This is a genomic window from Sphingomonas sp. BRN-1R, from assembly GCF_057748035.1.
The window spans coordinates 2,488,989-2,512,192 of the sequence record NZ_CM173236.1; the positions used below are offsets into that span (position 1 = coordinate 2,488,989).

Consider the following 23,204-nt stretch of genomic DNA (forward strand, 5'->3'; position numbering starts at 1 on the left):
TATCGACGAACAAGCTGTGTCCGGGAGAGAGACGATGAAGACGGTGTTGCACACGCGACGGGCGGCGCGCGCCGTGTTCGCCGCCGGGGCCTCGCTGCTGGCGCTGCTCGCCACGCCGGCGCTTGCCGCGCCGCTCGCCTCGCTCGATCGCAACGGCGCGAGCGTTTCGGTCGAACCCTATGCGCCCAACATCGTGCGCGTCACCATCGCGATGGACCGTACCCTCGCCGACGCCCCGCCCGGCGACGGTCCCGACGCCAAGCCCGACGCGACCGGCTGGACGCACCGCAGCGATGCAAGCGGCGACGTGTTCGCCTCGCCCGCGCTGTCGCTCACGGTCAACGCCGAGCCGTGGCCCAAGGCGCCAACGCAGATGCAGCGCTATTTCGCGCCGTCGCTGCCGCATGTCGGCCTCGTCGTGCGCGGCGCGGACGGCCACACCATCGCCGAGATGACCGGCTGGGAGATGGCCCCCGCCCAGGTGAACGGCGAGAAGACCTTCCACGTCGGCGCCAGTTTCGCGGTGCAGCCGGGCGAGCATTATTACGGGCTCGGCCAGAACCAGGAAGGCGTGCTCGATCTCAAGGGCCGCACGATCGACTGCGAGCATTATTACGATGCCCCCGCAGGCGAGAGCGTCTGCGTGCCCTTCATGGTGACGAACAAGGGTTACGGCATCGTGTGGGACAATGCCTCGGTGACGACCGTGTCGCCGGGCCTGCACAACAACACGCACTGGCAGTCGAAGGTCGGCGAGCGCGTGTCGTTCTTCGTCATCACCGGCGACACCACCGACCAACTCTACGCCGGCTATGCAAAGCTGACCGGCGGCACCCCCCTGCCCCCCAAGGCAGCGTTCGGGCTGATCCAGTCCAAGGCGCGCTACGAGAGTCAGGCCGAGCTGCTCGACGTCGCGCAGGGCTATCGCAAGCGCAACCTGCCGCTCGACGTGATGGTGCTCGACTGGTTCTACTGGACGCGGATGGGGCAGCTCGACATCGACCGCACGTTCTTCCCCGATCCCAAAGGCATGAACGACGCGCTGAAGGCTATGGGCATGCATTCGATTGTTAGCGTGTGGCCGCGCTTCGAACGTGAATCGCGCTATTACAACATGCTCGCCGCCAAGGGCTGGCTGCTCCACGACAAGGACGGCAGCGTGGTGGACGGCCTGCCGGTCCGCGCCGACCGCGCGGGCGCGCTGCTCGATTCGACCGACCCCGATGCGCGCGCATGGTATTGGGACAGGATCCGCGACAATATCGCCAGCCAGGGCTTCGACTGGTTCTGGCTCGACGAGACCGAGCCCGATCTGGTGCCCGATGGCCATTTCTTCTCGATCGGCTCGGGCGATCGCTATCACAATCTGTTCCCGCTCGTGCACACCAGCAGCGTCGCCGAAGGCTCCGCGCGCGACCGGCCGGACATGCGCAACCTGATCCTGTCGCGCGCCGCCTATCTCGGCACGCAGCGCAACGGCGCGCTGTTCTGGTCGTCCGACGTGCAATCGACCTGGGAGGCGCTGCGCCGGCAGGTGCCCGCCGGATTGGGCTTCACCGCGACGGGCCTCGCCTATTGGAGCAGCGACACCGGCGGCTGGCAGGATCCCTCCGGCCCCAAGGCCGAGCATCCCGTCCTGCTCGATCCCGCCGGCGCGACCGCGATGCCGCCTTCGTACACCGACTATCCGGAGCTGTTCACGCGCTGGTTCGCCTACAACAGCTTCACGCCGACGCTGCGCATCCACGGCCAGCGCCCTGCCACCGCGATCTGGAACTATGGTGCCGCCGCCGAGCCGGTGCTCGCCAACTTCCTGAAGCTGCGGTACGCGCTGGTGCCGTACCTCTATGCGCTCGGCTATCAGACCTACAAGACCGGCGCACCGTTCATGCGCGCGCTGTTCATGGACTTCCCGAACGACGCCGCCGTCGCGACGATCGGCGACGAATATATGTTCGGCCCGGCCTTCCTCGTCGCCCCCGTCACCGCGCAAGGGGTCACCAGCCGCGATGTCTATCTGCCAGCGGGTGCGGACTGGTACGATTACTGGACCAACCACCGCTACACCGGTGGTCAGACGGTGAAGGCGGCCGCGCCGATCGACAAGATCCCGCTGTTTGTGCGCGCCGGCTCGATCGTGCCGATGGGGGTGCAGGTGCCGAGCACCGCGACGCGCCAGCCGCTCGACAGCATCCGTGTCTATCCGGGGCGCAACGCGAGCTTCACATTGTACGACGACGATGGCGTGACCAACCGCTATCAGCACGGCGGCGGCACCACCGCCACGCTGCACTGGGACGACGCGACGCAGCGGCTGTCGTCCTCGGGGCGACTGCCGACCGGTCAGGATCCGGCCAGGCTGGTGCAGGTCGTGCAGAGCGACCGCAACTGAGCCCGGCGGGGCGGACGACGGTCCGCCCCGGCCGGTGGCCTCAGACCAAGCGGCTCTGCTTTACCGCCGCTTCGATGAAGCTCTTGAACAAGGGGTGCGGGTCGAACGGCTTGGACTTCAGCTCGGGATGGAACTGCACGCCGACGAACCACGGATGATCGGGCCGCTCGACGATCTCGGGAAGCATGCCGTCGGGTGACATCCCGCTGAACACGAGACCGCCCTTCTCGAGCGCCTCGCGGTAGGCGGTGTTGACCTCGTAACGGTGGCGGTGGCGTTCGGAGATCGTCTCGCCGCCGTAGATCGAGGCGACGACGCTGTTGCCGTCGAGCTTCGCCTCATACGCGCCCAATCGCATCGTCCCGCCGAGATCGCCGCCCTCCTCGCGCTTCTCGATGCCGGCTTCGCTCATCCACTCGGTGATCATGCCGACCACCGGCTCGGGCGTCGGACCGAATTCGGTCGAGCTCGCCTCCGCGATCCCGGCGAGATCGCGCGCGCCCTCGACGCAGGCCATCTGCATCCCGAAGCAGATGCCGAGATACGGCACCCGCCGCTCGCGTGCGAAGCGGACGCTGGCGATCTTGCCCTCCGCGCCGCGCGACCCGAACGCGCCGGGCACGAGGATCGCGTGCATCGGTTCGAGCTTGGCGGCGATATCGCTGTCCTCGGCCTCGAACAGTTCCGCGTCAATCCACTGGACGTTGACCTTGACGCGATTGGCGATGCCACCGTGGACGAGCGCCTCGTTGAGCGACTTGTAGGCGTCCTGGAGGCCGACGTACTTGCCGACCACGCCGATGGTAACCTCGCCCTCGGGATTGGCCACGCGGTCCATGATGTCGGTCCAGCGAGACAGATTGGGCGCGCTGCCGGGCGCGATGCCGAAGGCGTTGAGCACCGCACTGTCGAGCCCCTCGGCATGATATTGCGCGGGCACCGCGTAGATGCTCCGGGCGTCGAGCGCTGGGATCACCGCTTCCTTGGGCACGTTGCAGAACAAGGCGATCTTGGCGCGCTCGCTCTCGGGCAGCGGCTGTTCGCAGCGGCATACCAGCACGTCGGGCTGCACGCCGAGCGCGGCGAGCTCACGCACCGAGTGCTGGGTCGGCTTGGTCTTCAGCTCGCCCGCCGCGGCTATATAGGGCACCAGAGTGACGTGGACGCTGATCGATTGGCCGCGGCCGAGATCGTTCTTGAGCTGGCGCAGCGCCTCGATGAACGGCAGCGATTCGATATCGCCGACCGTGCCGCCGATCTCGCACAGCACGAAGTCGAGATCGTCGGTCTCCGCCTGCGCGAACTCCTTGATCGCGTCGGTGACGTGCGGAATCACCTGTACGGTCGCGCCGAGATAGTCGCCGCGCCGCTCGCGCGTGATGATCTGCTGATAGATCCGGCCCGAGGTGATGTTGTCCGACTGGCGGGATGCGACGCCGGTGAAGCGCTCGTAATGGCCGAGGTCGAGGTCGGTCTCCGCGCCATCGTCGGTAACGTACACCTCGCCGTGCTGGTACGGCGACATCGTGCCCGGATCGACGTTCAGATACGGATCGAACTTGCGGATTCGCACCCGATAGCCCCGTGCCTGCAACAGAGCCGCGAGGCTCGCCGCCATGAGACCCTTGCCGAGCGAGGAAACCACGCCGCCGGTGATGAAGATAAACCGCGCCATGGGAGAAAACGCCTAACGTCAAACGCCGTGGCGCGACAAGCGCGCGACTCCGGCCGATTATGAAAAAAGCGGGAGGAGCCCTCCCGCGCGGGCGTCCGCTTACTTGGCGAGCGGGACGCTGTTGTTGTCAGCCGGGACGACCGGAGCCGCCGTGTTGCCCGACCCGATCGCCTGCTTGGCCGCCGAGGAGAACGGCGCGCCCGAATCGTCGGCAGGCGCACCCGGCACCGGCAATTGCGCGGCCGGTGCCGGCGTGCCGTGGGCCAGCGTCGTGTCGATCTTGGAGGTATGGCCGCGCGCCGCCAGCACGGCGAGCGTGATGCTGAACACGATGAACAACGTCGCCAGCACCGTCGTCGCGCGGGTGAGGAAATCCGCCGCGCCGCGCGCCGACATCAACCCCGAGGGGCTGCCGCCCATGCCGAGCCCGCCGCCTTCGGACTTCTGCACGAGAATCACCCCCACCAGCATGGCGGCGATGATGGCCTGAACGACGAGGATGAACTGGAACAGCATGAAATCGGATAACCCTGCGGGGACATTCAAGCGGCGCACATAGGCCGGCATCGGCGATCGATCAACCGCCGCCACGCGCGCCTCAAGACATTTCGGGCACGCACTGAAACCAGAGCGAATGCGGATCGTTACTAACCATGAGCATCCCGGAGCGCGGGATGCACGCGTTGCTTAACAGAAAGTCTCGCCGTGGCCTCTGTATTCAATCGTTCGCTCGATAGCTGGATGCAAGCGCTGGTCGACTATGTCCGGTCAGGTGAACCTGACCTGACGAACCGTCAGATGGCGCTGCTCCTGTTCGTTTATCTTACGCCCGGCCCGCATACCGTGCGCGGTCTGGCCAGGGTTCTGAATGTTTCCAAACCCGTCGTCACGCGCGCCTTGAATAGGCTCGGCTCCCTCGGCTATCTGCGGCGCCAACGGGACGATACCGACAAGCGCAATATCTTCATTGCGCAAACGTCCGAAGGGGCAGATTTTCTTGAAGAGTTCGGCCAGTTTATCGGCGATACAGAGCAGCCAAAGCCCCGCAGGGCCGCCCCGCAGGAGCTTCGCGCTGTCGGGGCACTCGGTCGCGATTGATCCGCGTTTCAACGCGGTGCGTCGCGATCTGGCCGACGTGCGGCTGGCCGACCGGGTGTTCGCACCGCATTATGCCGCCCCCGTCATCATGGTGATCGCGCGTGAGACGGACTTGCGTGCGTCGCGCGAGGGTGATTCGGACGTGCTGACCGCGCTTGCCCCACGCGCGGTGTTCGAAGTGTTCGAACTCGCCGGTGGCAACGCCTGGGGCAAGGCGCCCGAATGCGGGCTGGTCGGCTATCTCGACGAGACCGCGCTGGCGAGGATCGGCGCATGAGCGTGCGCGTCTTTATCGACGGTGCCGCGGGCACCACCGGACTCGAGATCCGCGAGCGGCTCGCCGGGCGTGCCGATCTCACGCAGATCATCCTCGACGAGGATCGCCGCAAGGATCCAAAGGCGCGTGCCGAAGCGCTCAACGATGCCGATTTCGTCATCCTGTGCCTGCCCGACGCCGCATCGCGCGAGGCGGTGTCGCTGATCGCCAACGATCGCACCCGCGTGATCGACGCCTCCACCGCGTTCCGCACCGCCGATGGCTGGACCTACGGCTTTCCGGAGCTGGAGCCGGGTGCGGCCGATGCGGTCGCCGCCGCGCCCCGCGTCAGCAATCCGGGCTGTTATCCGACCGGCTTCCTCGCTCTGGTGCGGCCGCTGGTGCGCGCCGGGCTGATCCCCGCCGACTGGCCGATCAGCGTCAATGCGCTGTCGGGCTATTCGGGCGGCGGCAAGGCGATGATCGCGGAATATGAGGACGGCGCGCCCAGCCCTGCCGCCCGCGCCTACGCCCTCGCGCTCGCGCACAAGCATGTCGGGGAGATGCAGAAGCACGCGCGCGTCGAACATGCGCCGATCTTCATGCCCACGGTCGCGAACACCTATCGCGGCATGCTGGTCGAAGTGCCGCTGCCGCTCCACGTCTTCCCGCGCCGCCCGACGCTTGCGGCGTGCGAGGCGGCGTTGCGGGAGGCGTACAAGACCTCGCCGGTGGTGCGTGTCGCCGATGGCGACGCCACTTTGGTCGCGATCGAAGACGATGCCGGCACCGACCGGCTCACCCTGCGCGTGTGCGGCAATGCCGAGACCGGTCAGGCGCGGCTGATCGCCACGCTCGACAATCTCGGCAAGGGCGCGGCGGGCGCGGCCGTGCAGAACCTCAATCTCATGGCGGGGTTGGACCCCGTGGCCGGGCTTACACTTTAAGCGGCACCGATTCGTTTCGCTGCCGAACCAAGGAGATCGTCTAATGCCGGGAACGCGTCAGCCAGTGGCCAAGCTGTTGCTGTTCGGGGCAACGGGCGATCTCGCCCAGCGCATGCTGCTGCCCTCGCTCTACGGCCTCCATGCCGACGGTCTGCTGCCCGAGGCGCTGACCATCACCGGCACCGCGCGCGCCGAGCATGACGATGCGGACTATCAGAGATTCGCGGAAAAGGCGCTCAACCAGTTCCTGCCCGACGACCGCAAGGACGCGGACAAGATCAAGAGCTTCCTTACGCGACTCGGCTATCAGCCGCACGACGCGTCGGACGTCGAGGGCTACAAGGCGCTCGCCGAGAAGGTCGGCGACGTGTCGGGCGGGCTGGCGATCTTCCTGTCGACCGCGCCTTCGCTGTTCGAGCCGGTCATCAAAGGGCTGGCTTCGGCCGGGCTTGCCGGCGAGACGGTGCGGATCGGCCTCGAAAAGCCGCTCGGCTACGATCTCGCGTCGAGCAAGGAGATTAACGACACGGTCGCCACCGCGTTCAGCGAGGACCGGATCTTCCGCATCGATCATTATCTGGGCAAGGAAACCGTCCAGAACATCATGGCGCTGCGGTTCGGCAATTCGTTCTTCGAACCGATCTGGAACGCGCAAGGCATCGACAACATCCAGATCACGATTGCCGAGACGGTCGGGCTGGAGGATCGCGCCTCTTATTACGACGGCGCGGGTGCTTTGCGCGACATGGTGGCGAACCACATGCTCCAGTTGCTCGCTCTGGTCGCGATGGAGCCGCCCGCGCAGTTCGACGGCACCGCCATCCGCGACGAAAAGGCCAAGGTGTTCCGCTCGCTGCGCCCGATCGCGCCTGAAGACGTGCCTTCGCAGACCGTCACCGGCCAGTATGGTTCGGGCGCGGTCAAGGGCGAGATCGTCAAGGGCTATATCGACGAACTCGGCCAGCCTTCTACCACCGAGACGTTCGTCGCGATCAAGGCGCATGTCGACAACTGGCGCTGGCAGGGCGTGCCCTTCTACATCCGCACCGGCAAACGCATGACGACGCGGCGCAGCGAGATCGCGATCCAGTTCAAGCCGGTGCCGCATTCGATGTTCCGCAACCGCGGCGGCATGCTCCAGCCCAACGTGCTGGTAATCCGCTTGCAGCCCGAGGAATATATCCAGATCCTCGTGATGGCGAAGGAGCCCGGGCTCGACCGCGAGGGCATCCGCCTGCGCGAGCTGCCGCTCAACCTCAGCCTCGACACCGCCTTCGCGGGCAAGCCGCGCCGGATCGCTTACGAGCGGTTGTGGCTCGACCTGATCGAGGGCGATCAGACATTGTTCGTCCGCCGCGACGAGGTGGAGGCGCAATGGAGCTGGATCGACGCGATCCGCGCCGGCTGGGACGCCAACGACACCAAGCCCAAAAGCTACCCTTCGGGAAGCTGGGGTCCGAGCGCCGCGATCGCGCTGACCGAGCGCGACGGGGTGACCTGGCAGGACGACTAGGCGGGATTGAACCGGCGACAATATCAAGCCGTTCGTCGCGAGTAGCTATCGAGCTTGTCGAGATGGCGTATCGAGGGATTGCGCCAGGGGCGTGTCCCTCGATACGAGCCCTCGACAAGCTCGGTCTCTACTCGGGACGAACGGTGCAAGAGATTCAGGAGTAAAACATGACCGACGAAGTCGAATGGTGGGATTATGACGACGCCGCCGAGATGGCAGCCGCCGTCGCGGGCGACATCGCCTTCATCATCGAAAGCGCGATCGACGCACGGGGCGCGGCCGTCATCGCGCTCGCTGGCGGCAAGACGCCGATGCCGATCTACGAGAATCTCGCGGCAACCAAGCTCGACTGGAAGCGCGTGACGATCATCCCCGGCGACGACCGCATCGTACCGCTGGGCGATCCGCTGTCGAACGTCACCGCGATCGGCAAGTTCTTCATTCCCAAGGGCGCACGCGTCATCCCGCTCATCAGCGAGGCGGCGAAGGATTACAAGGCGGCGGGCAAGGCCGCCGACGCGCGTCTGGGCGATCTGCACTGGCCGCTCGATCTCTGCCTGCTCGGCGTGGGTGGCGACGGGCACACCGCCTCGATCCTGCCCGGCCCGGACTTCGACGAAGCCGTGAACGGCCCCAAGGAGCGTCGCGCGCTCGGCGTGATGCCCGATCCGCTGCCCGCCGAGGCACCCGTCGCACGCGTGACGCTCAGCCTCGCCGCGATCACCTCGGCGCGCGCGCTGATGCTCGCCGTCACCGGCGACGCCAAGCGCAAGGTGATCGAAACCGCGATCAAGCAGGGTCCGTCCTCGAAGTACCCGATCGGCCGGGTGCTGGCGGCGGCCGAACTGCCCGCCGACATCCACTGGGCGCCGTAACGCGGCGAACTGATCCTGCCGAGCAGGAACCGCGTAGTCGAAGGCGTATCGAAAGCCCGTATCGAAGCATGGCTGGCCTCGCGGCACCCGATCTGCTCATCTCGATACGGGCCGGCGGCTCTACGCGTTTGCTGCTCGGGACGAACGGACAACGCTGATTACCGCAGCCTGAGCCTTACAAGTATCGCCCCTCTGTTCTTCGTGCCGGCAACGCGCGATAAAGGGGCGCATCCCCCCCCAAGGGAACCAGACCATGACGCTCCATCCCGAGATCGCGGCCGTTACCGACCGGATCATCAGCCGTTCCAAACCGACGCGCGACGCCTATCTCGCGCTGATCGAGCGTGAGCGCGACCAGCATATCGCGCGGCCCGGTCTCAGCTGCGCCAACCTCGCCCATGCCTATGCCGGCACCGAGGAGGATCGCGACGAGATGCGCACCGCGAGGGCGATGAACATTGGCATCGTCACCTCGTACAACGACATGCTGTCCGCGCACGCGACCTATTACCGCTATCCCGAACAGATGAAGGTCTGGGCGCGCGAAGCGGGTGCAACCGCGCAGGTCGCGGGCGGCGTGCCGGCAATGTGCGACGGCGTGACGCAGGGCTATGCCGGCATGGAGCTGTCGCTGTTCAGCCGCGACACGATCGCGCTGTCGACCGCGATCGCGCTCAGCCACGGCATGTTCGAGGGTGCGGCGCTGCTCGGCATCTGCGACAAGATCGTGCCGGGCCTGCTGATCGGCGCGTTGCGCTTCGGCCATCTGCCGATGATCCTGATCCCCGGCGGCCCAATGCCGACCGGCATCCCGAACAAGCAGAAGGCGGCGGTGCGCGAGGCGTTCGCGGAAGGCAAGGTCGGCCGCGAAGACCTGCTCGACGCCGAGATCGCGGCGTATCACTCCAAGGGCACCTGCACCTTCTACGGCACCGCCAATTCGAATCAGATGATGATGGAGATGATGGGCCTCCACATCCCCGGCGCGGCGTTCGCCAACCCGGGCACCAAGCTGCGCCAGGAACTCACCCGCGCCGCTGTACACCGCCTTGCGGAGATCGGCTGGGGCGGTGACGATTACCGCCCGATCGGGCATTGCGTCGATGAAAAGGCGATCGTCAACGCCGCGATCGGCCTGCTCGCGACCGGTGGTTCGACCAACCACATGATTCACCTGCCGGCGATGGCGGCCTCTGCCGGCATCGTCATCGACTGGGAGGATTTCGATCGCCTGTCGCGCGTCGTGCCGCTGATCGCGCGCGTCTATCCGAACGGCTCGGCCGACGTGAACGGCTTCGAGGATGCCGGCGGCATGCCCTTCGTGATCCGCGAACTGGCCGATGCCGGGCTGCTTCACCGCGATCTGCTGACGGTCGGCACCGGCGACATGACCGAATATGGCAAGCGCCCGGTGGTCGCGGGCGACGGCCTCGTCTGGGAAGATCCCGGCGCGAGCGGCGACGAGACGATCCTTCGCCCCGCGGCGATGCCCTTCTCCGAGGAAGGGGGTTTTCGCATCCTCGCCGGCAATCTCGGCCGCGCCTGCATCAAGGTGTCGGCGGTCGAGCGCGACCGCTGGACGATCGAGGCACCCTGCCGCATCTTCCAGACGCAGGCCGAGGTGCAGGCCGCGTTCCAGGCGGGCGAACTCGACCGCGACGTGGTGGTGGTGGTCCGCTTCCAGGGTCCACGCGCCAACGGCATGCCCGAACTGCACAAGCTCACCCCTACGCTCGGCGTGCTCCAGAACCGCGGCTACCGCGTTGCGTTGGTGACGGACGGGCGCATGTCGGGCGCGAGCGGCAAGGTGCCCGCCGCGATCCATTGCACGCCCGAGGCGCTGGGCGGCGGTCCGCTCGCGCGACTGCGCGACGGTGACGTGGTGCGCATGTCGGCGGAGAGCAACGAACTGGTCGCGCTGGTCGATGCCGCCGAGTGGGACGCGCGCGAGCCGGTCGAAGGCCCGCCGCCCGCGCAAGGCATGGGGCGTGAGTTGTTCGGCATGTTCCGCTCGCTCTCGAACGAGGCGGAAAAAGGCGCTTCGGCCGTTCTCGCGGGGATGCTGTAATGGAAGTCGTCGCAGTCGATATCGGCGGAACCCACGCCCGCTTCGCCATCGCCGAGGTCGAGGGCGGCCGCGTCGTCTCGCTCGGCGAGCCGGTGACGCTCAAGACCGCCGAGCACGCCTCGCTGCAAACCGCATGGCAGGCGTTCGGCAAGACGCTCGACCGCCCCGCCCCGCGCGCAGCGGCCATCGCCGTGGCCTCACCGGTCGACGGCGATCTCATCAAGCTCACCAACAACCCGTGGATCATCCGGCGCGGGCTGGTGAAGGAGCGGCTCGAAGTGGACCGCTTCGTGCTGGTCAACGATTTCGGCGCGGTCGGCCATGCCGTCGCGCAGGTGCCGGACACGATGTTCGAACATATCACCGGCCCTGACGTGCCGTTGCCCGATCATGGCATCATCACCATCGTCGGCCCGGGCACGGGGCTCGGCGTCGCGCAGGTGCTGCGCGAGAAGCGCGGCTATCATGTGCTGGAAACCGAGGGCGGGCATAGCGACTTCCCGCCGCTCGACAGTTTCGAGGACGCGCTGCTCCAGCGGCTGCGCAAGTCGCACGGCCGCGTATCGTCGGAACGCGTCGTGTCCGGCCCCGGCATCGTCGCGATCTACGAGACGCTCGCCGAGATCGATGGGCGGCCGGTGCCGCGGCTCGACGACAAGGCGATCTGGCAAATGGCGCTGGAGGGCAGCGACAGCCTCGCGCTCGCCGCGCTCGATCGCTTCTGCCTCGCGCTCGGCGCAACCGCCGGCGACCGCGCGATCTGCCACGGCGCCAAGGGCGTCGTCATCGCGGGCGGGCTTGGCCTGCGCATCAAGGATCACATCGTGCGGTCGGGCTTCGCCGAGCGGTTCGCCGCCAAGGGCCGGTTCCGCGCGATGATGCAGGCGCTTCCCGTCAAACTCATCACCCATCCCCAGCCCGGCCTGTTCGGCGCCGCGGCCGCTTTTGCGCAGGAGCATCACCAATGAGCTATACCGTCCGCGACCTGATGCTGATCGCACCCGTGATCCCGGTGATCGTGATCGACGATGCCTCCACCGCAAAGGTGACGGCCGAGGCGCTCGTCGCCGGCGGCATCCGCGTGCTGGAAGTGACGATGCGCACCCCCGCCGCGCTCGACGCGATGCGCGAGATGAAGAAGGTGCCGGGCGCGATCGTCGGCGCGGGCACCGTCATCAACACCGGTCAGTTCGAACAGGCGATGGACGCGGGCGCCGAGTTCATCGTCTCGCCCGGCCTGACCGAGCGGCTGGGCCGCGCGATCGTCGACAGCGGCGTGCCGTTCCTGCCCGGCACCGCCAATTCGGCCGACATCATGCTCGGGCTCGACCTTGGCCTCACCCACTTCAAGTTCTTCCCGGCGATGGCGGCGGGTGGCCTGCCCGCATTGAAGGCGCTGGCGGCGCCGTTCAACCAGTGCAGCTTCTGCCCGACCGGCGGCATCACCGAGGCGACCGCGCCCGAATGGCTGGCGTTCGATCCGGTGCTGTGCGTCGGCGGTAGCTGGGTGCTCGGCGGCACCGCGCAGGAGATCGAGGCGAAGGCACGCGCGGCGGTGGCGCTGCGCACATAATCCGTCGCGGATTCTTCCGCAGGCACGGCCCGATCACCCGGGCGCGCCTGCGGTGGAGGACGTCAGATGCCGTGCGCCCGGCGGTAGGCCCACCATTTCTTCACGTTGGCGTTGTGCTGGTCGAGCGTGTCGGCGAACACATGGCCGCCTGACCCATCCGCCACGAAGTACAGCGCGTTCGACCTGGCCGGATTGAGTACCGCATCGATGCTCGCCCGCCCCGGATTGCAGATCGGCCCGCGCGGCAGGCCGACCATCGCGTACGTATTATAGGCGTTGACCTCGTGGATCCACGGCGGCGGAATGCGCCGGCCGAGCGCGCGGCCCATCGTATGCGGATACAGGATGGTCGGATCGGCCTGAAGCATCATGCCGCGCCGCAGCCGGTTGGAATAGACCGCCGCGACCATCGCCCGCTCGCTGGGCTTGCCGGTCTCTTTTTCAACGATCGAGGCGAGGATCAGCGCCTCTCGTGGGGTGCTCACCACCAGCCCCGGCGCGCGCTTGGCCCATGCACCGGCGAGATAGCGGTCCATCGCCTTCTGCATACGCGCGACGATGCCCGCGCGTATGTCGCCGCGATCGAAGCTGTAACTGTCGGGCAGCACCGTCCCCTCGTTCGGCACGGCGACATTGCCCTTCAGCTCGCTCGCCTTCATCAGCACGTCGCGCACCATCACGGAAGGATAGCCTTCGGGGATCGTGATGAAGCGCTGGAGCGTCTTGCCGCCCTGCAACAGCTTCAGGATATCGGACTGGCTGAGATGCGCGGGGATGCGATACTCGCCCGCCTTGATCGGCGCGCCCGCGCCCAACACCTTGGCGAGCACGCGAAAACGGCTCGCCGAGGTGATCGCGCCGGCTTTCTGCAATTGCTCGGATGCGGCCGCCAGCGTGCTGCCCTGCGCCACCGTGACGGTGACGTTGTGCGTGAGCGGCCCGCGACCGCTCCACACATGCAGCACGCCGAAGAAGCCGACGACCGCCGCAAGGACGATCAGCAGCGTAAGGCAGCCGAGTTTGCGCACGAAGCCTAGATCGCCTTCATGATAAGCGAGGCGTTGGTGCCGCCGAAGCCGAACGAATTGTTCAGCACCGCCTTCACCTTACGCTCCTTGGCCTTGTGCGGCACGAGATCGACGCCAACGCAATTCTCGCTCGGATTGTCGAGGTTGAGCGTCGGCGGCACGATCTGATCGCGCAGCGCCAGGATGCAGAAGATGCTCTCGACCGCGCCCGCGCCGCCGAGCAGATGCCCGATCGCCGACTTGGTGGAGGACATCGACACGCCGTCCATCGCGCTGCCGAACAGCCGCCGCACCGCGCCGAGTTCCAACTCGTCGCCGAGCGGGGTGGAGGTGCCGTGCGCGTTGATATAGTCGATATCCTCGAGCGCGAGGCCCGACTTGCGCACCGCCATCTGCATCGAGCGGAACGCGCCCGAGCCCTCCGGGTGCGGCGCGGTGACGTGGTACGCATCGCCCGACAGGCCGTACCCGATCACCTCGGCATAGATCTTCGCGCCGCGCGCCTTGGCGTGTTCATACTCCTCCAGCACGACCACGCCGGCGCCCTCGCCCATCACGAAACCGTCACGGTCGCGATCATAGGGGCGGCTGCCCTTGGTGGGATCGTCGCGGAAATTAGTCGACAGCGCGCGCGCCTGCGCGAAGCCGGCGATGCCGATCGGGCAGATCGCGCCCTCCGCGCCACCGGCGAGCATCACGTCGGCATCATCCATCGCGATCATCCGCGCCGCATCGCCGATCGAGTGCGCGCCGGTCGAGCAGGCGGTGACGACCGCATGATTCGGCCCCATCAGCCCGTATTTGATCGAGACCTGACCCGAGATCAGGTTGATGAGCCGGCCGTGGACGAAGTGCGGCGAAACACGCTTCGGCCCCTTGGCGGCGAGCACCAGCGACTCGCTCTCGATGCCCGGCAGGCCACCGATGCCGGCGCCGATCGAACAGCCCGCGCGGTAACGCTGCTCCTCCGTCATGTCGGTGAGACCGGCGTCCTCGATCGCCTGGCCTGCGGCGTCGATGCCGTAAACGATGAACGGATCGACCTGACGCTGAACCTTGTGGTCGACGCGCTTGTTCGCATCGAAGCCGTACTCGTGGTCGGCGGGCTTCACCTCGCACGCATAGTTCATCTGAAAATCGGTCGCGTCGAAGCGCGTGATCGTAGCCGCACCCGATTTGGCGGCGATGATGTTGCGCCAGGCGGTCTCGACATCCGCGCCGAGCGGCGTGACGAGCCCCAATCCGGTTACGACGACACGGCGCATGGCCTTCTCCGTTCTACTTGCTCTTAGGAATATGCTTCAAAACGAAACGGCTCCCCGCCCCTAAGCAAACCCTGGGACGGGGAGCCGATCCTATCTCTTCAAGGCCCCGACGGGCCGGGCATCGCCTGTGGGCGACGCCCGCCAGATCAGCCCTTGTGCTCGTCGATGAAGGTGATCGCATCCTTCACGGTCGCGATCTTCTCGGCGGCGTCGTCGGGGATCTCGACCTCGAACTCTTCCTCGAAGGCCATCACCAGTTCAACGATATCGAGGCTGTCGGCGCCCAGATCATCGATGAAGCTCGCATCCTCGGTCACCTTGTCGGCTTCGACGCCGAGATGCTCGACGACGATCTTCTTCACGCGATCGGCAGTCTCGCTCATGTTCATGTCCTTCTCATGAGTGGTCAAATTACCGGTTTGCACGTAGAACGCGGTTTCACCCCGCGCAAGGGGGAGATGGCGCTCAGATCATCGCCATGCCGCCGTTGACGTGCAGCGTCTGCCCGGTGACATAGCCCGCCTCCTTGCTGGCAAGGTACACCACCGCCGCGCCGATGTCGCTGCTCTCGCCCATGCGACCGGCCGGGATCTTCGCATTCAGCGCGTCCTTCTGCGCATCGGGCAGCCCATCGGTCATCGCGGTGCGGATGAAGCCCGGCGCGACGCAGTTGACGGTGACGTTACGCGCGGCAAGCTCCTGCCCGAGCGCCTTCGACATGCCGACCAACCCGGCCTTGGACGCCGCATAATTGGCCTGCCCCGGATTGCCGGTGGTGCCAACGATCGAGGTGATCGAGACGATGCGGCCATAACGCGCCTTCATCATCGGCTTGGCCGCCGCGCGCATCAGCCGGAACGCGGCCTCGAGATTGACGCGGATTACCTGATCCCATTCGTCGTCCTTCATGCGCAGGATCAGGTTGTCGCGCGTAACGCCGGCGTTGTTGACGAGAATGTCGAGCTTGCCGAGCGCCGCGACCGCCTGCGGCACCAGCGCGTCGACTTGGGCCCCGTCCGACAAATCGCACGGCAAGGCGACATGCTCGCCGCCAAGCGTATCACGAAACGCGTTGAGCTTGTCGGCATTGGAGCCGGACACCGCCAGCCGCGCGCCCTGCCCCGCCAGCGCCTGTGCGATCGCGGAGCCGATCCCCCCGCTTGCGCCAGTTACGAGCGCGGTCATGCCAGTCAGGTCGAACATCATAGTCTCCGTCACGCCGGTTGAAGCCGGTCAGTCCATCACATTCAAAGCGTCTTCAGCAGAGCCTCGACATCGTCCATCGTCACTACGCTGATCGTCTGCGCATCGGGCGAGATGCGCTTGACCATGCCGGTCAGCACCTTTGCGCCGAACTCCACGAAGTGATCCACGCCCGTGTCCGCCATCGCCAGCACCGATTCGCGCCAGCGCACCATGCCCGTCACCTGCTCGACCAGCAGGCGGCGGATCGTGTCGGGATCGGCGACGGGCGCGGCGGTCACGTTGGCGAACACCGGCATCAGCGGCGCGTCGATGCGTGCGTCGGCGAGCGCTTTTTCCATCGCATCGGCGGCGGGCTGCATCAGCGGGCAGTGGAACGGCGCGGAGACCGGCAGCAGCACCGCTTTCTTCGCGCCATGCTCCTTGGCGACGGCGATCGCGCGGTCGATCGCGCCCTTCGCGCCCGACAGCACCACCTGCGACGGATCATTGTCGTTGGCGACGGTGCAGACCTCACCCTCGGCCGCCGCCTCCGCAATCGCGCGCGCCTTTTCCAGATCGGCACCGAGCAGCGCGGCCATCGCACCCTCGCCGACCGGCACCGCCGCCTGCATCGCGAGGCCGCGATGCTTGAGCAGCCGCGCCGTCGTCGGCAGGTCGAAGGCGCCGGCTGCGCAGAGCGCGGTATATTCGCCGAGCGAATGGCCCGCGACATACTCGGCCTTGTCGGCGAGCCGCACGCCGCCTTCCTTCTCCAGCACGCGCAGCGTCGCGATCGCATTGGCCATGATCGCCGCCTGCGAATTCTCGGTCAGCATCAACTCGTCGACCGGCCCCTCGATCATCAAGCGGTAGAGATGCTGGCCGAGCGCCTCGTCGACCTCCTGGAAGACTTCGCGCGCGACTGGACTAGCCTCCGCCAATGCCTTGCCCATGCCGACTGCCTGACTGCCTTGCCCCGGGAAAATGAATGCGCGCATCTCTCATCCTTCAACTCAGCGCGCCGGACTAGAAAGATGAACGAACGAACGCAAGCCGGGACACTTTGCGACGCTTTTGTACGTTTGGCGGGACGGGTCTGCGACAAACGCACCCTAGATTGTTCTCGACGCCGGGAGAAAGGCGCCGTTGAAAAACAGGAGCTGACACGTGAAAAAGTTCATCCTCGCCGCGCTGGCAACCTCGATCCTCGCTAGCCCGCTCGCGATCGCGCCGGCCGAGGCGCAGCGGCATGACGAGCGGCACACGACGGTCGTCCGCGAAGGACCGCACGGCCGCACCGTCGTGACCAACCGCACCGTCGTCGACAATCGCGGCCAGTATCGCCGCTGGAACAAGGGCCAGCGTTTCGACCGCCGCTATGCGCAGAACTACCGCGAGATCGGTGACTGGCGCGCCTATCGCGGCCGCCGCCTCTACGCTCCGCCGCGCGGCTACCACTGGGTCCGCTCGGGCAATGACGCGGTGCTCGTCGCAGTTTCGGGCGGCCTGATCGGCGCGGTGCTGGCAGGCGCGTTCAACTAAGCAACGCTTGCTTCCGACGCGAAAATCGCTAAGGAACCGCACTCCGGGGTGGGAAGCGCACGCTTTCCGCCCCGGTTGCTATTGAAGACGACGACAGCCGGAGGGGCGTCCGCATGGTGCGGGCGTCAGCGATCGGCCAAGACGAAGGACAAGACATGGCTCTGTACGAGCATGTGTTCCTTGCGCGCCAGGATCTGGCACAGGCGCAGGTGGATGCACTGGCGGAAACCGCCACCAAGATCATCGAAGACAACAACGGCCGAGTCGTCAAGACCGAGACCTGGGGCCTGCGCAGCCTCGCGTACAAGATCGCGAAGAACCGCAAGGCACATTACGTGATGCTCGAGATCGACGCGCCGGGCGACGTCGTGGCCGAGCTGGAGCGCCAGACCCAGATCAACGAAGACGTCATCCGCTACATGACCGTCAAGGTCGACGAGCTGGAAGCCGGCCCGACCGTGATGATGCGCAAGAACGAGCGCGACCGTGAGCGTCGTGGCGACCGCGAAGGCGGCCGTGGCGATCGTCCGGACCGTGGTGAGCGCGCAGAGCGCCCGCGTCGCGAATTCGACGGCGAATAAGGAGTTATAGACAATGGCACGCCCATTTTTCCGCCGCCGCAAGAGCTGCCCGTTCTCCGCGAAGGACGCTCCCCGGATCGACTATAAGGACGTCCGGCTGCTCCAGGGCTTCGTGTCCGAGCGTGGCAAGATCGTCCCCTCGCGCATTACCTCGGTGAGCGCGAAGAAGCAGCGCGAACTCGCCCAGGCGATCAAGCGCGCCCGTCATCTGGGCCTGCTGCCCTACATCGTTAAGTAAGGGAGCGACCCACATGGATGTGATCCTGCTGGAACGAGTCGAAAAGCTCGGCAACATCGGCGACGTGGTGAAGGTTAAGGACGGTTTCGCCCGTAACTTCCTGCTGCCGAACAAGAAGGCGCTTCGTTCGAACGAAGCCAACCGCAAGGTGTTCGAGAAGAACCGCGAGCGCATCGTCGCCGACAACGCCGCACGCCGCGGCGAAGCGGAGACCGAAGCCAAGACGATCGACGGCATCACCGTCACGCTGATCCGTCAGGCGTCGAACACCGGCCAGCTCTACGGTTCGGTCGCGGTGCGCGATCTGATCGACGCGCTGGAGGCCGAGGGCCACAAGGTGTCGAAGTCGGCGATCGTGCTCAACAAGCCGATTAAGGCGATCGGCCTGTACGAGGTCAAGGTCTCGCTGCACCCGGAAGTGTCGGTGACGATCAAGGTCAACGTGGCGCGCTCGCCCGAAGAGGCCGAGATGCAGTCGCAGGGCGTCGACGTCATGGCGGCGATGTTCGAGAAGGACGAGGCTGGCTTCGTCGAGGCGTACGATCCCAACGCCGAGCCGGGCGCAACCGCCGAGGTTTCCTCGGATGCGCCGGAGCAGGCCGAGGGCTGATCCCCTCGCCCGCACGGGTATCATGAAAAAGGGCCGTCCGGAGCAATCCGGGCGGCCCTTTTCTTTGCGATTGGTCTGCCGGCGTCGGGTGGCAAGGGGCTCTGGCCCGCCGCGGCGATGGGCCTGACCCGCGATCAGTGTGTCGCCATGCACGCACTTACGGTGAAAACCAGCGGGATCAGCGCGAGGATGACGGGGCCGAGCTTGTTCATGACAGGTCTTCCAGACGTTAAGAACGATTGAAGCCTCAATGCCTGCCGCGGCCAAAAGGTTGCGCTTCCATGAACGGGGTGGTGTCGCCCTGCTACCATAGCACCCCGTTGCTGTCCGGCTTGAGCGGTTCGGGCGCGGCATCGCCGATCGCCTGCAACAGATCGATCTCGATCGTCCGGCACATCGCCGACAGCGGTACGTCGTGCAGCGTGTTCGCGAACGGATCGACCAGATCGTCGCCAATCGCGAGGATGGCGAGGAACATCAGCCCCGCGATGGTCGAGCCGAGCGGGGTCGCAAAACCAAGCGTCTCGACCAATCCGATCGGCAGCAGGATGCACAACATGTGCGTGAACACCATCGGAAAGAAGCGGTACTGGTTGGGTAGCGGGGTGTTCTTCAGCCGCTCCATCCCGCCCTGCGCGTTGGCGATATCGACCAGGATCTGCTCCATCGCGGTCTGCTGGATCGTGTCGATCAGCCCCTCGCGCCGCGCCGCCGCGATACGGCGCCCGGTGCCGTCGACGATGCCGTTGGCGACGTTGGTCCGCTGCAAGGCTGGCGTCGCCTCGCCTTCGGAGAGGAAGCGCAGCACGTCCTCGTCCGGCTTCTGGCGGCGCAACTGGCAGCGCAGCGCGTTGACGTAGGCAACCTGACGCAGAACGATCGTCCGCTTGAGATCGACCGCGTCCTCGGGCAGGAAATTGCGCGCTTGCCGGGCAAGGCTGCGGCTGGCGTTGATCATCGCCCCCCACAGCCCGCGCCCTTCCCACCAGCGCTGGTAGGCCGAATTGCTACGGAACCCGAGCACCAGCGCCAGCGCCGAGCCGAACAATGTCAGCGGCAGCGAGGGCGCGTGGAACGGCAGCACGTAATAGGTGATGGTGACGGTGACGTCCCACACGAACAACACGGCGAGCGGCTTCCATATCTCTCGGATCACCTGCTTGGCGCCCGGCACGGCAGTTACGATCATAGGCCCTCGATTGTGGTTCGAAACATACGCAGCCCTATCATGGCCGCGCCGAGTCGCCGTCGGTGTTCTGCGTGGTTGACGGATCTGCGGCGCTCGCCAGCGCGATCGCGGTGCCGGTCGCGGGACGCAGCACGAACCACTGCGGATGTTCGATAGCGATCAGATAGGCGAGCACGAACAGCCCGAAGGCGAGGAACTTCCACGATCCGCGCCAGGTTTCGAGTACGGCGTTGCGGTCGCGATCGTTCGATGGGTGCATGGTCTGACTCCGATTGTGGATGGCCAGACAAAGATAGAAAGCGGCTCCCGTGCCGCGTTTGAACCGCCGGTAACGTAATATTGCTGCGCCGCAGCAGAACGATGAGCCGAGCCGCGACAAAGATAAAGCGCACAACCCGGTAGGTTGCGCGCCGTATCTGAGACTCTGCGAGTGCGCGGCGTTCGCGCCGGCGAGATCAGGCCGGCGCATGTTCCTCGGCAAGCGCCGCACGCACCGCCGCGACGGCTTCCGCCGCCTTGGCACCGTCGGGACCGCCGCCCTGCGCCATGTCGGGCCGGCCGCCACCGCCCTGCCCGCCGAGCACCGTCACCGCGACGCGCAGCAGATCGACCGCGCTGCGCTGCCCCGCCACGTCCGCCGTCAGCCCGACCACGACCGAAGCCCGGCCTTCGTTGACCGCGACGATCATCGCCACGCCCGAGCCGATCCGCCCCTTCACGTCGTCGACCGCACCGCGCAAGCTCTTGGGGTCGAGCCCGTCGATCACCTGCCCGACGAAGTTGACCCCGCCGACCTGCTCCGGCCCCGCCGGCGCGGCACCCGCACCACCGCCGAGCGCGAGCGCCTTCTTCGCCTCGGCCAGTTCGCGCTCGAGCTTGCGCCGCTCCTCGACCAGCGCCGCGACGCGCGCGGGCACATCGTCCGGCGTCGCCTTGAGCGCGGCCGCCGCCTCGCGCAGCTTCTCGTCGCGCGCGCTGAGATAGGCGCGCGCCGCCTCGCCGGTCAGCGCCTCGATCCGGCGCACGCCGCTCGACACCGCGCTTTCGGACACGATCTCGAACAAGGCGATATCGCCGAGCGCATCGACATGGGTGCCGCCGCACAGTTCGACCGAATAGCTCGCATCCGCATCGCGGCCCATCGACAGCACGCGGACTTCCTCGCCGTATTTCTCGCCGAACAGCGCCATCGCGCCGGCCGCGATCGCATCGTCAGGCGTCATCAGCCGGGTCGTCACCGCGTCGTTGCTGCGGATGTGGCGGTTCACGTCGGCCTCGACGTCGGCGATCTCCTGCGGAGACATCGCGCTGTTGTGCGAGAAGTCGAAGCGCAGCCGGTCCTCCGCGACGAGGCTCCCCTTCTGCGTGACGTGTCCGCCCAGCCGGCGCCGCAGCGCCGCGTGCAGCAGATGCGTCGCGCTGTGGTTGGCGCGGATGCGCGCGCGGCGATCCACGTCGATCGCGAGCCGCACGGTGTCGCCGACCGCGACCGCGCCGCTGTCGATCCGCGAACGGTGCGCGAACAGCCGGCCGAGCGGCTTGGCGGTATCCTCGACGGTGATCGCGACCGCGTCGCCGGTGATCGTACCCGCGTCGCCCATCTGGCCGCCGCTCTCGCCGTAGAACGGCGTCTGGTTGACCAGCACCTCGACCGTCTCGCCAGCCTCGGCCCGATCGACGCGCACGCCATCCTTGACGATCGCGATCACCTGCGCCTCACCCGAATCGGTCGCATAGCCGATGAACTCGGTGCTGCCATGCTCCTCGGCGAGGTCGAACCACAAATCGTCCGAGGCGCGCTGGCCCGAACCCTTCCATGCCGCGCGCGCCTGGCGCTTCTGCTCGGCCATCGCCGCATCGAACCCAGCGCGATCGACCGTGAAGCCCTTCGCGCGCAACGCATCCTCGGTCAGATCATAGGGGAAGCCGAACGTGTCATAGAGCTTGAACGCGGTCTCACCCGGCAGCGTCGCGCCTTCGCCGAAACCGGCAGTCGCCTCGTCGAGCAGGCGAAGACCGTTGGTGAGCGTGCGGCGGAACTGCGTCTCCTCCTGGAGCAGCGTCGCCTCGATCAGCGGCTGCGCGCGCACCAGCTCGGGGAACGCCGCGCCCATTTCCGCGACGAGCGAGGGCACCAGCCGGTGCATCAGCGGATCCTTCGCGCCGAGCAGATGCGCATGCCGCATCGCGCGCCGCATGATCCGGCGCAGCACGTAACCGCGCCCCTCATTGGCCGGCAACACGCCGTCCGCGACGAGGAAGCCCGACGAGCGCAGATGATCGGCGATCACACGGTGGCTGGCCTTGGCGTCGCCCTCCGCCGCCGTGCCGGTCAGCGCGGTCGAGGCCGCGATCAGCGCCTTGAACGTGTCGGTATCGTAATTGTCGGTGACGCCCTGAAGCACCGCCGCGATCCGCTCCAGCCCCATGCCGGTGTCGATCGACGGACGCGGCAGCGGGTTGCGCGTCTCCTTGTCGACCTGCTCGTACTGCATGAACACGAGGTTCCAGATCTCGACGAAACGATCGCCATCCTCCTCCGGGCTGCCGGGAGGGCCACCCCAGATGTGATCGCCGTGATCGTAGAAGATCTCGCTGCACGGGCCGCACGGGCCGGTGTCGCCCATCGACCAGAAATTGTCCTTGGTGGCGATGCGGATGATGCGGTCTTCCGGCAGACCGGCGATTGTCTTCCACAGGTCGAACGCTTCATCGTCGGTGTGGTACACCGTGACGGTCAGCTTCTCGGCCGGGATGCCCCATTCCTTCGTCAGCAAATTCCAGGCGAGCGTGATCGCGCGTTCCTTGAAATAATCGCCAAACGAGAAATTGCCGAGCATTTCGAAGAAGGTATGGTGCCGTGCGGTATAGCCGACATTGTCGAGATCGTTATGCTTGCCGCCAGCGCGCACGCATTTCTGCGAGGAGGTCGCGGTCGAATAGGCGCGCGATTCCAGCCCGGTGAAGACGTTCTTGAACGGCACCATGCCCGCATTCACGAACATCAAGGTCGGGTCGTTCTGCGGCACCAGCGGCGCGGACTGGATGCGGGCATGCCCCTCGGCCGCGAAATAGTCGAGGAAGCTGCGGCGAATGTCGTTGGTCGAGATCATAGCGACGACTTAGGCGAGCGCGGCGATCTTCTCAAGCGTGGCGCGTGTGCGACGAG

At 66.6% G+C, this 23,204-nt stretch carries 23 protein-coding genes; 13 read left to right on the top strand and 10 right to left on the bottom strand.

Annotated features, from left to right (window positions below):
- Positions 1-34: 34 nt before the first annotated feature.
- A complete protein-coding gene (locus AC3ANX_RS11340; RefSeq protein ID WP_488333388.1) occupies positions 35-2,392 on the top strand; it encodes a glycoside hydrolase family 31 protein in 2,358 nt (785 codons plus the stop codon).
- A gap of 40 nt (positions 2,393-2,432) precedes the next feature.
- On the opposite strand, the gene pyrG is transcribed toward AC3ANX_RS11340, so the two are convergent.
- Positions 2,433-4,067 carry a CTP synthase gene (gene pyrG, locus AC3ANX_RS11345; RefSeq protein ID WP_488333389.1) on the bottom strand — a complete coding sequence of 545 codons (1,635 nt, stop codon included), beginning with the start codon at positions 4,065-4,067 and terminating at the stop codon, positions 2,433-2,435.
- A gap of 99 nt (positions 4,068-4,166) precedes the next feature.
- Positions 4,167-4,580: a preprotein translocase subunit SecG gene (gene secG / locus AC3ANX_RS11350; protein WP_488336936.1), complete on the bottom strand. Its 414-nt coding sequence runs from the start codon at positions 4,578-4,580 to the stop codon at positions 4,167-4,169.
- 228 nt (positions 4,581-4,808) lie between these two features.
- Here secG and AC3ANX_RS11355 point away from each other — a divergent pair, with 228 nt between their 5' ends.
- The 8 genes from AC3ANX_RS11355 (at position 4,809) to eda (ending at position 12,397) form a co-directional block, all read left to right on the top strand.
- On the top strand, positions 4,809-5,165 hold the full coding sequence (locus tag AC3ANX_RS11355; protein ID WP_488333390.1) for a MarR family transcriptional regulator: 357 nt from the start codon (positions 4,809-4,811) through the stop codon (positions 5,163-5,165).
- Between the two features lie 16 nt (positions 5,166-5,181).
- Positions 5,182-5,442, top strand: coding sequence for an SH3 domain-containing protein (locus tag AC3ANX_RS11360; protein WP_488333391.1), 261 nt, complete (start codon positions 5,182-5,184; stop codon positions 5,440-5,442).
- Entirely contained in the window at positions 5,439-6,368 is a 930-nt protein-coding gene (gene argC, locus AC3ANX_RS11365) for an N-acetyl-gamma-glutamyl-phosphate reductase (RefSeq protein WP_488333392.1), read from the top strand. Before AC3ANX_RS11360 ends, argC begins: the two co-directional genes overlap by 4 nt.
- Positions 6,369-6,411: 43 nt before the next feature.
- Positions 6,412-7,881, top strand: a complete 1,470-nt coding sequence (gene zwf / locus AC3ANX_RS11370; RefSeq protein WP_488333393.1) for a glucose-6-phosphate dehydrogenase — start codon at positions 6,412-6,414, stop codon at positions 7,879-7,881.
- Positions 7,882-8,048: 167 nt separating this feature from the next.
- Positions 8,049-8,756, top strand: a complete 708-nt coding sequence (pgl, locus tag AC3ANX_RS11375; protein ID WP_488333394.1) for a 6-phosphogluconolactonase — start codon at positions 8,049-8,051, stop codon at positions 8,754-8,756.
- A 253-nt stretch (positions 8,757-9,009) separates the two neighbouring features.
- Positions 9,010-10,824, top strand: coding sequence for a phosphogluconate dehydratase (edd, locus tag AC3ANX_RS11380; RefSeq protein ID WP_488333395.1), 1,815 nt, complete (start codon positions 9,010-9,012; stop codon positions 10,822-10,824).
- Positions 10,824-11,792, top strand: coding sequence for a glucokinase (gene glk, locus AC3ANX_RS11385; RefSeq protein WP_488333396.1), 969 nt, complete (start codon positions 10,824-10,826; stop codon positions 11,790-11,792). The genes edd and glk overlap by 1 nt, the downstream gene beginning before the upstream one ends.
- Positions 11,789-12,397 (top strand): bifunctional 4-hydroxy-2-oxoglutarate aldolase/2-dehydro-3-deoxy-phosphogluconate aldolase, encoded by a 609-nt coding sequence (eda, locus tag AC3ANX_RS11390; RefSeq protein ID WP_488333397.1) that lies wholly within the window; start codon positions 11,789-11,791, stop codon positions 12,395-12,397. Before glk ends, eda begins: the two co-directional genes overlap by 4 nt.
- A gap of 62 nt (positions 12,398-12,459) precedes the next feature.
- Here the strand turns inward: eda and mltG are convergent, their stop codons facing one another.
- The 5 genes from mltG to fabD all read right to left on the bottom strand — a co-directional run bounded on the left by mltG (position 12,460) and on the right by fabD (position 16,873).
- Positions 12,460-13,425 (bottom strand): endolytic transglycosylase MltG, encoded by a 966-nt coding sequence (mltG, locus tag AC3ANX_RS11395; protein ID WP_488333398.1) that lies wholly within the window; start codon positions 13,423-13,425, stop codon positions 12,460-12,462.
- A gap of 5 nt (positions 13,426-13,430) precedes the next feature.
- Positions 13,431-14,690, bottom strand: coding sequence for a beta-ketoacyl-ACP synthase II (gene fabF / locus AC3ANX_RS11400; RefSeq protein WP_488333399.1), 1,260 nt, complete (start codon positions 14,688-14,690; stop codon positions 13,431-13,433).
- 146 nt (positions 14,691-14,836) lie between these two features.
- Entirely contained in the window at positions 14,837-15,073 is a 237-nt protein-coding gene (locus tag AC3ANX_RS11405; RefSeq protein WP_069207325.1) for an acyl carrier protein, read from the bottom strand.
- Positions 15,074-15,155: 82 nt separating this feature from the next.
- Positions 15,156-15,893, bottom strand: a complete 738-nt coding sequence (gene fabG, locus AC3ANX_RS11410; protein WP_488333400.1) for a 3-oxoacyl-[acyl-carrier-protein] reductase — start codon at positions 15,891-15,893, stop codon at positions 15,156-15,158.
- Between the two features lie 44 nt (positions 15,894-15,937).
- Positions 15,938-16,873, bottom strand: coding sequence for an ACP S-malonyltransferase (gene fabD, locus AC3ANX_RS11415; RefSeq protein WP_488333401.1), 936 nt, complete (start codon positions 16,871-16,873; stop codon positions 15,938-15,940).
- 169 nt (positions 16,874-17,042) lie between these two features.
- Here fabD and AC3ANX_RS11420 point away from each other — a divergent pair, with 169 nt between their 5' ends.
- From AC3ANX_RS11420 to rplI, 4 genes are all read left to right on the top strand, one after another.
- Positions 17,043-17,417 (top strand): RcnB family protein, encoded by a 375-nt coding sequence (locus AC3ANX_RS11420; RefSeq protein WP_488333402.1) that lies wholly within the window; start codon positions 17,043-17,045, stop codon positions 17,415-17,417.
- Between the two features lie 155 nt (positions 17,418-17,572).
- Positions 17,573-17,998, top strand: a complete 426-nt coding sequence (gene rpsF, locus AC3ANX_RS11425) for a 30S ribosomal protein S6 (RefSeq protein WP_488333403.1) — start codon at positions 17,573-17,575, stop codon at positions 17,996-17,998.
- Between the two features lie 13 nt (positions 17,999-18,011).
- Positions 18,012-18,236, top strand: coding sequence for a 30S ribosomal protein S18 (rpsR, locus tag AC3ANX_RS11430; RefSeq protein ID WP_010543816.1), 225 nt, complete (start codon positions 18,012-18,014; stop codon positions 18,234-18,236).
- 13 nt (positions 18,237-18,249) lie between these two features.
- Positions 18,250-18,846 (top strand): 50S ribosomal protein L9, encoded by a 597-nt coding sequence (rplI, locus tag AC3ANX_RS11435; RefSeq protein ID WP_488333404.1) that lies wholly within the window; start codon positions 18,250-18,252, stop codon positions 18,844-18,846.
- A 304-nt stretch (positions 18,847-19,150) separates the two neighbouring features.
- Here rplI and AC3ANX_RS11440 read toward each other — a convergent pair whose 3' ends face one another.
- From AC3ANX_RS11440 to alaS, 3 genes are all read right to left on the bottom strand, one after another.
- Positions 19,151-20,035, bottom strand: coding sequence for a bestrophin family protein (locus AC3ANX_RS11440; RefSeq protein WP_488333405.1), 885 nt, complete (start codon positions 20,033-20,035; stop codon positions 19,151-19,153).
- Positions 20,036-20,072: 37 nt separating this feature from the next.
- The gene (locus AC3ANX_RS11445) at positions 20,073-20,294 is read right to left on the bottom strand and encodes a hypothetical protein (protein ID WP_488333406.1); all 222 of its coding nucleotides are present in this window, start codon (positions 20,292-20,294) and stop codon (positions 20,073-20,075) included.
- Between the two features lie 196 nt (positions 20,295-20,490).
- A complete protein-coding gene (gene alaS / locus AC3ANX_RS11450; protein WP_488333407.1) occupies positions 20,491-23,148 on the bottom strand; it encodes an alanine--tRNA ligase in 2,658 nt (885 codons plus the stop codon).
- Positions 23,149-23,204 lie beyond the last annotated feature (56 nt).